This window comes from Salibacterium halotolerans (genome assembly GCF_900115625.1).
Classification (GTDB): Bacteria; Bacillota; Bacilli; order Bacillales; family Marinococcaceae; genus Salibacterium; species Salibacterium halotolerans.
In genome coordinates, this window is sequence record NZ_FOXD01000016.1 from 58,199 (window position 1) to 70,195 (window position 11,997).

The following is an 11,997-nucleotide window of genomic DNA, read 5'->3' on the forward strand; positions in this document are numbered from 1 at the left end:
TAATCAAAGATGGACCGGACGGGGACGTTTCTGCTCTGTATGTCCCGGCGTCACAAGTGCACTGTACATCCAGTTCCTGATTTCTTTCAGGTACAGTATTACAAAGGGTGCCTGCTGGGGCTGCATGTGAAACACTTCCCGTACGTACTGATGATGCAGAAAAGGCATCAATATCATACTGCGGAAATGCATGATGGTCCAATGAGACACCCCGGGGTGAAATACACCTTCTTTCACCCCATCCTGCAGTACAACCGAATAAAGGTGCTTTTCCTTCATCAAATAGGTGGAAGTGAGTTCCCGGATAAGCATCGAATCCAGCGTCATTTCGCGGAGAACAAAACGCGCCCGCTGGTGATGCTGCTGCATATAAAGCAGAATGTGCTCCGCCATATCCATCATCCGCTCAAACGCATTTTTCCCTTCACGGATTGATATGTCCTCCAAATGGGCCATGTATCCTTCCAGAAAATCAACGACGAGCGCTTCAAGAAGCCCCTGTTTCCCTCCAAAATAGTAAGAAATGAGGGATAGATTGACACCTGTCCGCCCTGCAATGTCCCGCACGGATGTGCCGTCAAATCCCCTGTTGGTGAACAACACAGCCGCTTCCTGAATAATTCTGCCGCGGGTGTCTGCCATCTGCGTCATTTCGTTCCTCCTTTTGCTTTTCTTCCTGTTCCGGCCGGCTGTAGTATATCTTCCGCATGCGGTCCTTGTTCTCCTTTAAAAACATGTCGACATTTCCCATTGTATTTTGCAGTCATTATGAAAAGACGGTGCCGGAGCGTTTATGCTATACTCCTTTTTGAAAAAGTGTTTCGAAGGAGGTAGACCTATGTTTGAACCCGTTTCCTATCAAGGAACGCAGAAGGACCATTTTGACATGCTGCGTAAACAGCTCCTTTCCCTGATTGAAGAAGAAACAGACAGAACGGCAAATCTTGCCAACGCTTCTGCACTGCTTCATCAGTTTTTGGAGAATGTAAACTGGACAGGGATTTATCTATATCATGAGGAAGACGAAGAACTTGTGCTGGGACCTTTTCAGGGGCTGCCGGCCTGCATACGGATTCCGTTTGAAAAGGGTGTGTGCGGAACGAGTGCTTCAGAAAAACGCACCGTCCGGGTGGATGATGTGAACAGCTTCCCCGGTCATATTGCCTGCGATGCTGCATCCCGATCCGAGATTGTGGTTCCTCTTCTCAAAGACGGCCATCTTATCGGTGTTCTCGATATTGACAGCCCCGTCTACAACCGGTTCAGCGAAGAAGACCAGCAATTCCTCGAGCAATTCGCCGCAGCACTTACAACGCATCTCTAAACAAACAGAACAGATAATTTCAAAAGAGCCAAATAGGGATTCGCTGACATATAAGCAGGCGTTTTTTCTTGGGTGCAAAACGGCGGCGCTTTCAGAGCGGACCGGCTCCCTAGACACTATAACAACTGCTGCTGCCCTTAGTGTCCACGTAAGCGGGATCGGTGGACTCTGGAACTCCTCCACCGGCCGATAGTGTCCACGGATTTTTACCGGCATCCACTATCATCTGATTACAGCGGCCTAATGTCCCCCAAACAGTGATCCGCGGACACTATACCTTTATTTTTCGGTGTTAGTGTCCACGGTCCGATGACTGACAGCCGGCCGCTGCCTCGCTCTGGTATACCCGGCATGCGCTGCAGACGGACGCCTTTTTCGCTTCCGCCCTTGGTTACATGCGCTGTATCATAGAAAAAAATCCCGAACGATCCCCTTAAGGATCGTTCGGGATTTTTGTTCTGCCTATGCTGAATGTTCGGTTTTTCCTCACCGTTATTCTTTGTTGCCCCAGTCTCGTTTTCATATTTCATATACTACTTGATTTTTTCCTTCACGCTTTGCGCGGTACAATGCCTGGTCAGCACTTAGGAACAGGTCATGGAGCGTGGTCTCCCCACCGCTGATCCATGATGATGCGCCGCATGATATCGTGACAGAGGGGTAGGAAGCGGTCTCCACATGCCTGACAATGCGGTCCGCTACTTTCCGTCCTGCTTCCAAAGAGGTCTGCGGGAGGTAAACAGCCAGTTCTTCGCCTCCCCATCTTGCCGCGGTATCCTGTGATCGTATATTCTGCTCCATAATTTCGCCTACCTGAACAATGAGACTATCTCCGGTCTGGTGGCCGAAATTGTCATTGATACTCTTGAAATTATCAATATCAAAAAGAAGAAATGTCCCCTGGTTTTCCTTATTAAGGGAGTCACTCATCTGCTGCTCCAGGTACCTTCTCGAATGCAGTTTGGTCAAGTGATCTGTGATGACAAGTTTTTCAAGTTTCTCATGAAGCACCGCATTCATAAACGCGAGGGTAGAGTGATGAACGAGAGACTGCAGCAGTTTGAACTGATGAAAGGTGAACGTTTTTGGTTCGATGCCGAGAACAATGACCGCCCCTTTCAGTTCATCGCTCTGCTTCATCGGAACAGCCATCATGGAACGGAAACCATCGAAATGGTACGACGGTTCTTCCAAAAGATCTCCAGTGAACACCGCTTCATGATTACGTTCAAAATAATCCATCACTCGAAAAATGGTCTCCATCCGCTCCGGTGCCTGAAAATACTCATCGTTCAGCATCCTCAGATTACGAACATCATCCATCAAAATGTAACCCTGCCTGCTCTCAGGTATAAACTTTTCAATCTGTCTCTGCATGCTCTCCACGGTTTCCTCAAATTTTCTTGTGGAATTGAGAAAGTGGGATGTTTCGTTAATCAGCTGCAGATCTTTTATCAATGTGCGCGACTGCTGGTACAGCTCCGCATTTTCCAGCGCACTTCCGCCTGTGTCGGTCAGCGTTTTAATATAATCCCGTTCCTTTTCATCCTCGACAAGCTGCTGCCCGGCTTCCATGCTCAATACACCATAAACCCCCTGTTTACCGAGCAACGGTATATAAAGAACAGATATTCCTTCTTTTTCTGTATCCGCTGTCTGGATCTGTCCGAGCAGGTATGTCTGCTGCATTTTTTCGTTGATGTTCTGAAAACCAAAGGAGCAGTCAATATGCCCCATATCTGAGTGAACCTCCCAGTCCTGGGCGAGATGAAGCGCGATGCGGCTATCGGGATAGATGAATTCAAGAGCCTGTACTATTTCTTTCAGTACAGCCGCCGCCTTCATCGAAGAATGGAATTTCTTTGTTACCTGCACCATCAGGGCGTAACGCTTATCTTTCTCTTTACCGATGCGATACTGCTCCTGAAGCCTGCGCTTCAAGAAAGGAATCAGCCCGCTGAGAAAAAAATATAGTCCTGTGCTATTTGGTTGATCCCGGTTAATAATTGCTCCGGCGGTCCAAAAACGCTCCTCAATCTGAAACAGTTTTTCTTCCTTAAATGTTTCTGTTTTTTCCGGAAGGGTTCCATCGGTGTAAGCAGATACTGTTTCGCCATGGTCATTCTTTAAAAAAAGAGTGCAGGGGCCAAACAGGTCCCTGACTTCCTTCGTGTCCAGAATATCTTCCCACATCCTCCGGTATTGCGCTGTTTCGTCCGATGATAATTCTATATTTTTCATATTTTCACACCACCGCCTGCGTTTTTTCCCCTGAATATTTCCGATCCCCTCAACCTTATTTGAACCGTCTGTAATATTTGATTCTTTATACCTGTGACTTATTTATATACTGCATTATAACTTATTTTTATTAAAATTTCTGTGATTTTTTTCAATTTATTAAAATTATCTTACCAGTGTTTATTTGACGGTATTTATGTTGACTTCAGCTGCACAAAAATATATAATTGCTTTTGTGTTAAAAGACAGCCCGGACATACTTGATGTGTGCACCCTTGTCATTTTGTTCCTTGCATCCGCGGCTGAAGAGACGATGCAAGGTGTATTGCGTACCCCCTAGCTGTCGGGGCGAAGATACATGAAAACAAAATGAGCATGTCAGGAGATTGTCAATGGTCTTCTTTTTCCAATACTTTTTAAAAATAAAAGGAGGCGCTCTTGTATGGCACGTTATACAGGACCTACTTGGAAAAAATCGCGTCGTTTCGGCGTATCGCTGAGCGGCACTGGTAAAGAACTCGAAAAACGCCCGTATCCTCCGGGTGAACACGGACCGACCCAGCGTCGGAAGCTTTCCGAATACGGCGAGCAGCTCCAGGAAAAACAAAAGCTCCGTTACATGTACGGACTTAATGAAAAGCAGTTTCTCCGCACGTTTAAACAGGCAGGTAATCTGCCGGGCGTACACGGTGAAAACTTCCTTATTCTTCTGGAATCCCGTCTTGATAATATCGTGTACCGTCTCGGACTTTCCCGCACCCGTAAAGGTGCCCGTCAGCTCGTGACACACGGTCATATCACGGTAGACGGCGGCCGGGTCGACGTACCTTCCTACCGCCTGAAACCAGGACAGACGATCAGCGTACGTGAAAAGTCCCAGAATCTCTCGGTTATCAATGACGCTCTGGAAGCAAGCAGTTTTGTGCCGGAATTTCTTAACTTCGATGAAGATAAAAAAGAAGGCACATACACCCGCTACCCGGAACGCTCCGAACTTCCATCCGAAATCACCGAAGCGCTTATCGTTGAGTTCTATTCCCGGTAATCGCTGCAGTTTGCGGGATACTATTCAAAAACCCCCGGAATGTTGGAATACAACATTCCGGGGGTTTTTCATTATCCGTCTTTCTGAAACAGCAACATCGTGTTTCATTATAAGTAAAATACGTTGACTTTTGCAGCGAGGCTTGATATGTTTCATTCCGACTAAATAGATAAGATTAAAAGGGAGGTATAGAAATGCCGGAAAATAAAGATAGTATTTCCAGGCCTCGAAAGTTTTTATTTCGTATTCTGGATGGCATTGAGTGGATTGGAAACAAACTTCCCTCTCCCCTATTACTGTTTGCCATATTAGCACTTATTGTTATTGTCATTTCCGGAATTTTTTCAGGAGTATCTGTTACGAATCCTACAACATCCGAGGTTGTAGAAGTCAAAAATCTTTTAAGCGTCAGCGGGCTGGAGTACATATTCAGCAGTGCTGTGGATAACTTCATTGGTTTCGCTCCACTCGGGGCTGTCCTTGTTACGATGCTTGGTATCGGTCTCGCTGAACAAACCGGACTGATTCATTCTACATTAAGAGGCGTTGTTTTCAGCGTTCCAAACCGCCTGTTAACGGCAGCTCTTGTATTCGCAGGTGTGATGTCCAGTCTTGCTGTCAACGCCGGGTATGTTGTCCTCCCGCCTCTGGGAGCTGTGTTGTTCCTTGGGTTGGGCCGGCATCCGCTGGCTGGTCTGGCTGCAGCATTCGCCGGAGTGTCCGGAGGATTCGGTGCGAATCTGGCGCTCACATCTACAGATGCGATTCTTCAGGAACTGACCGCGGAAGCAGCGCAAACAATTGATCCTGCGTATGCGGAGACGATAACCGTGACGATGAACTACTTCTTCGCCGCGGCATCCGTGCTCCTTATTACGTTCATCGGCACGATTGTTACCGACAAAATCGTGGGACCCCGTCTTGGAAAATACAGCGGCGGAGCGCAGGAAGATTTAGAGAAGCTGACGTCCCAGGAGAAACGCGGGATGCGGTTTGCCGGTATCGGCTTTATTGTAACATTCGCCGTTATGGTTTATCTGTCTCTCGGCCCTCTCCGTGGAGATGGCGCATATATAGATTCTCCGTTTTTCAACGCTCTCGTCTTTGTGATTTTTATTTTGTTCTTTGTCCCGGGTCTTATTTACGGTATCGTATCGAAAGAAATACGAAATGATAAGGACCTGACGACGTTACTCGGAAAAACGATGGCGAGTATGAGCGGCTACATTGCGTTGGCTTTCACAGCCGGGCAGTTCATCGCGTATTTCCGTGAAACAAATCTTGGAACGGTTATTGCGTTCAACGGAGCAGAATTTTTACAGGACACGGGCTTCGACGGCATTAATTTGATCCTCACTTTCATGGGGATTACGATGATCGTCAACTTCTTCATTGGAAGTTCTTCGGCCAAGTGGACTATTTTAGCGCCGGTATTTGTTCCCATTATGATGAACCTTAATTACTCACCGGAATTCACGACATTGTTATACAGAATCTCAGACTCGGTCACAAATATGATTACACCGCTGCTTTTGTACTTTCCTGTTATTATCGCCTTTGCCCAGCGTTACGATAAAAAAGTCGGCATTGGTACGTTAATTGCCATGATGATTCCGTATTCCATCGCTTTTCTTGCAGGGTGGCTGGTCCTTCTTCTCATCTGGGTACTGCTCGGCATTCCGGTCGGCCCAGGCGCCCCTATTTACTATTAGTTTTCTGCCGCGGTACCTTTTTCGGCATTATTTCGGCGGAACGCGGGCGTTTATCGGCGGTTTCCATCGATTTATCAGCGGTTCAGCCATGTTTACCGGCGGAATTGCTGCGGAGCATAAAAACGAAGCTGCCCCCTTTTTCAAAGAGGCAGCTTCGTTTTTTTATGCAAATTGGATGAGAAAATACTTTTTCTTGCCGCGGCGGATGACGGTGAAAGATCCGTCGATTTTATCTTCGTCTCCCACGACTTTATCCAGATCCTGACACCGGTCTCCGTTAATATAGACCGCGCCGTTTGAGATATCTTCCCGCGCCTGTCTTTTGGAGGATGCAATGCCTGCCTGGATCAGCAGGTCAATCAGTCCCGCTTCGTTTTCTTCGATCGTATGCCCCGGTACATCTTTAAAGCCCTGCTGAATTTCTTCAGCGCTTAAGCGTTTGATATCCCCGTCTTTTCCAAACAAGGCCGCCGAAATATTCTGTGCCTGCTTCAGCGCTTCCTCTCCATGTACAAACGTTGTCACTTCTTCGGCAAGACGGCGCTGGGCGGCGCGTTCTTCCGGCCGGTTCTCAAGCTCCTGCTCATAGATGGCTATTTCGGACTGCGGCAGAAACGTGAAATAATGGAGAAATTTGATCACATCTCTGTCGTCTGTGTTAATCAGGAACTGATAGAACTCGTACGGCGATGTTTTTTCGGGATCGAGCCATACGGCACCACCTTCGGATTTGCCGAATTTCTCACCGTCAGCCTTTGTAACGAGCGGAATCGTGAACCCGTACACTTCTGGCTGCTCCCCTTCTTCTCCGCCCTTCATCCGGCGGATAAGTTCAAGCCCGGCCGTAATATTGCCCCATTGATCACTGCCGCCAATCTGCAGCTGACAGTGTTTTTCTTCATGCAGGTGGTAAAAATCAAGCGACTGCAGAATCTGATAGCTGAATTCCGTGAACGATATGCCGGACTGAATTCTTGAATCCACCGACTCTTTGGACATCATATAGTTCAGACTGAAATGCTTGCCGACATCACGCAAAAAGGTAGTTATCGACATTTGTCCGATCCAATCGTAGTTATTCACAACTTCCGCCCGTCTGCCGCCTGAAAAATCCAGGTATTTCTCCAGCTGGCCGCGAATCCGGTCAGTGTACATCTGTACGACATCTTCTTCATTCAGTGTCCGCTCTGCTTTCTTTCCGCTCGGGTCCCCGATGAGTCCGGTCGCTCCTCCCACGAGAGCCAGCGGTTGATGCCCGGCAAGCTGAAAACGGCGCAGCGAAATAATCGTCAGCAGGTGGCCGACATGAAGACTGTCACCAGTCGGATCAAACCCGCAGTAAAGGGTGACCTGTTTCTCACGCAGCAGCTTCTGCAGCCCTTCTTCATCGGTAACCTGGTTCACAAGACCTCTTGCCTTTAAGTCCTCAAAAATATCCATAGTTCCTTCTCCTTCATGTCAGAATAAAAAACGCCCCTCCCGTGCTGTACGGAAGGGACGATAGTCATCGCGGTACCACCCTTGTTGAAAGCCGTTGCTTTCCACTTCATATCAATAACGGTAAAAACCGTCCCATTCAAAAATGGGAAAGGCTCCAGCACGTAATTCGCTGTATTCTTTGTACCGGCTCGCAGCGGCCGCCGGCTCTCTGCCTGCAGGGAGAATAAAGCTACTTCATACTTTCCATGCCTGTTATACAATATATAGACTATCTTTCTTTTACCATACCTTTTTTTCTATTGTCAACGTAAACTGATGAAAATCGCCAAAATCCATAGGAAGCAAACCATCCTTATGCTATAATATCGTTGATGTGTAGGAGGAATTATAACATGAAAAATTTTCTTGGAAACTTGAACGAACGCTTTGATTCCTGGAAAAACAAACCGGTGATCAAGGGCTTGAATATCACATCTTACGTTTTCTGGAACTTATTACTTGTCGCATTTGTGGTCTTTATTGCCCTCGGTCTTTTTGCCGGTGGAGCAGGAGCCGGCTATTTCATGTCTCTTGTGGAGAATCAAGAAGCGTACAGTAAAGAGGAATTTGAAAACCAGGTCTACAATTACGAAGAAATTAGTGGTATTTATTTTGACGAAGGGGAATTCCTGGGGGAAATTCCTGCCAGACTGGAGCGGAAAGAACGACCTTTGGAAGAAATGTCCGATCATTTGATTCATGCTGTCATATCAACTGAAGATGAATATTTTTACGAACATGAGGGGATTGTTCCAAAAGCATTGCTGCGCGCGGTGTATCAGGAAGTTTCCAATGCCAGCAACCAGACAGGCGGAAGCACACTGACCCAGCAGGTCGTCAAAAATCAGATTTTGACAAATGAAGTGTCATTTGAGCGAAAAGCAAAAGAAATCGCACTCGCACTTCGGATGGAAAATTATTTTGAAAAAGACTCGATTCTGGAAGCTTATTTAAACATCGTTCCATTTGGACGTAATTCGGACGGGAGAAACATTGCCGGAGCGCAGTCTGCTGCGGAGGGTATTTTCGGAGTGGACGTCTCGGAACTGAATCCGGCCCAGGCTGCATTTATTGCCGGCCTGCCCCAGAACCCATACATTTATACACCATTTGCCCAGGGAGGCAAAGTGAAAAGTGATATGGAAGAAGGGCTGGCACGGATGGAACGGGTGCTTGGAAATATGCGCGAAAATGACTTTCTTACTGAAGAAGAGTACCAAAATGCGCTGGATTATGATATAAGGGCCAACCTGGCTGAACCACAGGGCAGCATCGTGGAAAACTACCCTTATTTGACATACGAAACACAGCGCAGAGCCGTTGATATCATCCGGAACGATCTGATGAATAAAGCAGGCGTAAACCTGGACTCCATGAACGAAGAAGAGCGCCGGGAAACCATCGGGCAGTACCAGGCGCAGGCGGAAAATGAACTGGCGCTTGGCGGGTATAATGTGCATATTACTGTCAAAAAGAACATTTATGATGCCATGCAGGAAGCAGCTTCCAATTCCCAGTGGTACGGTCCGGACAGAGAAGTGGAAGGAAACGTCGAACAGGAACAGGTCGGCGCCATGATGATCGACAACCAGAATGGTGCTATTCTGAGTTTTGTCGGCGGCCGCAATTTCGAGCAGAATAATTTAAATCACGCCACCCAGGCTTACCGGCAGAATGGGTCAACTATCAAACCACTGCTTGACTATGGTCCCGCTATGGAGCAGGGCCTCGTCCAGCCCGGGACCATTCTCCCTGATGTGCCGGGAGAATATGAAAACGGAGAAGACAGCTATCAAAACTACGGCGACAGTTATCAGGGATTTGTAAGCGTCCGTGAAGGACTGGTAGAATCACGAAACTCCCCGGCTGTCCGCACATTTGAACGGATGGAAAAAGAAACAGCGAGACAGGCGCTGCTCGATTTAGGGTTCAATAATATCGGTCCCAATGAGCCCTACCCTTCCGCCGCAATCGGCGGACTGACAAACGGTACAACCGTTGAGACAAATACCAACGCGTATGCTGCTTTCGGTAATAATGGAACATACAATGATTCCTACATGATACAGCGGATTGAAACGAAAGACGGAGAAACGATTTATGAACATCAAACACAGTCCAAAGAAGTCTTTTCGCCGCAGACAACGTTTTTAACCGTTGATATTCTCCGTGACGTTCTCGGATCCGGAGGAACAGCATCCGCACTGCCGGGCATGATGAACTTCGGCGGAGACTGGGCCGGAAAAACCGGAACGACAGATGATACCCACGATTCCTGGTTTGTCGGTTTCAATCCGAATGTCACGTTCGGTATATGGATCGGCTATGATACACCACAGGAAGTAGCAAATTACTATAAAGGATTAAGTTACGGAACACGTACCCAGCAGATATGGGCTGATTATATGAATGCGGCCTATCAAGCAGAACAGGAAAGCGAAGAGTCCGTCTTTGGACTGAATGACCGTTTTCAGCAGCCGGACGGTATCGTCAGACAGACCATCTGCGGTATAACCGGCAAACTTCCGACGTCAGAATGCTCAAACGCCGGCTTTACGACGACCGATTATTTTAACGAGCAGTATGTTCCGACAGAAACCGGCGACGGGCTGCAGCAGGAATTGTTTGTGACGATTAACGGCGCCCGTTACCAGGCCTATGACTCGACGCCTTCCGCCTTTACAAGAAGTGGTATATCCGTTGACGATGATCTATTTGATACGGAGGGAATATCGGAATACCTTCCTGAGGAATGGCAGAATGTCGCACCGGACCGGCAGGCCCCGGATAACGGAAGAGCACCTTCTCCGGTTGCGAATGTATCTTTCAGCGGAAACCAGGTTACGTGGTCCCCGCATCGTGATGGTGATATCGTTGGTTACCGGATTTACCGTTCAAACGGTGAACTTGTTGGAAGCATCCGCGCCGATGGAACGACATCTTTCAATGCCGGATCCGGATCCTACTTTGTTACCGCGGTTGATTCGCGCGGACGCGAATCAAGCCAGTCTGCCACGGCCCAGCGCTACGTAAATACGAATGATGGCGATAAGGAAAATGATGACAATGGCAGCACAACAGAGAACAGCGGCGAACCCACTGAAGAAGATAACAATAACGAAGAATCGCAGGATAGCGGCTCCGAAGATTCAAACGGCAGTGAAGAAACCCAGGATAATAACACGGACAATAACAATGACCAGAACGGCGGAAACAACTCGTCTGAAGGAGCGGATCAGGAGGAGAGTTCAAATCAGAACGATGGAAACAACTCTTCTTCTGAATCCGGAGAAAGTGGATCCGGCAATAGTTCCGGAGATAACAACAACGAAACGGAATCGTGAAGATAAAAGACGACGCTGGGGCAACACCTTTATTAGATAAGAAATGCCGAACGATTTTTTTCAAATCGTTCGGCATTTTTCGTTTCTAAATCAAACGTCTGCGCCAAAATACTTCGCTTTTACTCCAGAGCACAAGAGCGGCATCGGTTCGCCGGGGGATCACCGTGTCTTCTTTTCTTCACCCCGCGCACGGCTCGAAAACGAGGAAGATCGGCTGAGAAAAAGGGGACCCTCTCCCAAAACCGTGTACGTCCTGTGCCGGGTGTAGAAGCCACCACGACTCACGGCCGCGGTTCCACCGGATCAGCTTTTTGTGGAAACCGACGAACTCCGGTCGTTCAAGGGCCCGTTTGCCGGGATCAAAACCACACCTGAGCTGCTCCGCGATGTAATCACGACGCCAGCCGGTATAACGGAGGAAAAGGAAGCAGAGCTGGAAGCGTGGACGCAGAAAAATGCCGGGTGGATGTACGGTGGTTTGTAAATGGGAATGGGTCATAAGGCACTTTAGGGGATTCAGCGCCCCTTAAAACGGCGTTAGACATGGCTCATGAGGCACTTTAGAGTACCCAGTGCACCCTTAAACGTCATCATGAATGATTCATAAAGCACTTTAGAGGGTTTCGTACTCCCGTAAACGTCATCATGAACGAATCCAGGTTGCGTTCAGCGGGAAAAGGAACGAGCCAACGCAGCAAAGAGCCCGCGTTGCTGCATGAAAAGTAGAATGAATAGTCCATAAGGCACTTTAGAGGGTTTCGTGCCCCCTTAAACGTCATTAGCCTGTGGAAGCACGAGCTGAAGTATTTTGACTACGCTGCTATGCGGTTCTTGAGCCACGCCGTAAGATAT

At 47.9% G+C, this 11,997-nt stretch carries 8 protein-coding genes and 1 other annotated feature; of the genes, 5 read left to right on the forward strand and 3 right to left on the reverse strand.

The window, feature by feature from the left end; genetic code table 11:
* Positions 1-3: 3 nt before the first annotated feature.
* Complete coding sequence (gene refZ / locus BM124_RS13350; RefSeq protein ID WP_093338242.1) at positions 4-651, reverse strand: forespore capture DNA-binding protein RefZ; 648 nt, start codon at positions 649-651, stop codon at positions 4-6.
* A gap of 187 nt (positions 652-838) precedes the next feature.
* Between refZ and BM124_RS13355 the strand changes: the two genes are divergently transcribed.
* Entirely contained in the window at positions 839-1,324 is a 486-nt protein-coding gene (locus tag BM124_RS13355) for a GAF domain-containing protein (RefSeq protein WP_093338244.1), read from the forward strand.
* A 519-nt stretch (positions 1,325-1,843) separates the two neighbouring features.
* Here the strand turns inward: BM124_RS13355 and BM124_RS13365 are convergent.
* Complete coding sequence (locus BM124_RS13365; RefSeq protein ID WP_093338246.1) at positions 1,844-3,565, reverse strand: sensor domain-containing diguanylate cyclase; 1,722 nt, start codon at positions 3,563-3,565, stop codon at positions 1,844-1,846.
* Positions 3,566-4,007: 442 nt separating this feature from the next.
* Between BM124_RS13365 and rpsD the strand changes: the two genes are divergently transcribed.
* Both rpsD and BM124_RS13375 read left to right on the forward strand, forming a co-directional pair.
* Complete coding sequence (gene rpsD / locus BM124_RS13370) at positions 4,008-4,610, forward strand: 30S ribosomal protein S4 (RefSeq protein WP_093338248.1); 603 nt, start codon at positions 4,008-4,010, stop codon at positions 4,608-4,610.
* A 194-nt stretch (positions 4,611-4,804) separates the two neighbouring features.
* Positions 4,805-6,322 carry an AbgT family transporter gene (locus BM124_RS13375; RefSeq protein ID WP_093338249.1) on the forward strand — a complete coding sequence of 506 codons (1,518 nt, stop codon included), beginning with the start codon at positions 4,805-4,807 and terminating at the stop codon, positions 6,320-6,322.
* A gap of 162 nt (positions 6,323-6,484) precedes the next feature.
* Here the strand turns inward: BM124_RS13375 and tyrS are convergent, their stop codons facing one another.
* Complete coding sequence (tyrS, locus tag BM124_RS13380; protein WP_093338250.1) at positions 6,485-7,762, reverse strand: tyrosine--tRNA ligase; 1,278 nt, start codon at positions 7,760-7,762, stop codon at positions 6,485-6,487.
* Between the two features lie 50 nt (positions 7,763-7,812).
* Positions 7,813-8,017 (reverse strand) — a binding site (T-box leader).
* Positions 8,018-8,154: 137 nt separating this feature from the next.
* Between tyrS and BM124_RS13390 the strand changes: the two genes are divergently transcribed.
* Together BM124_RS13390 and BM124_RS19010 are read left to right on the forward strand one after the other, a co-directional pair.
* Positions 8,155-11,145 carry a transglycosylase domain-containing protein gene (locus BM124_RS13390; RefSeq protein WP_093338253.1) on the forward strand — a complete coding sequence of 997 codons (2,991 nt, stop codon included), beginning with the start codon at positions 8,155-8,157 and terminating at the stop codon, positions 11,143-11,145.
* A 313-nt stretch (positions 11,146-11,458) separates the two neighbouring features.
* On the forward strand, positions 11,459-11,629 hold the full coding sequence (locus BM124_RS19010) for an RING finger protein (RefSeq protein WP_170841143.1): 171 nt from the start codon (positions 11,459-11,461) through the stop codon (positions 11,627-11,629).
* Positions 11,630-11,997 lie beyond the last annotated feature (368 nt).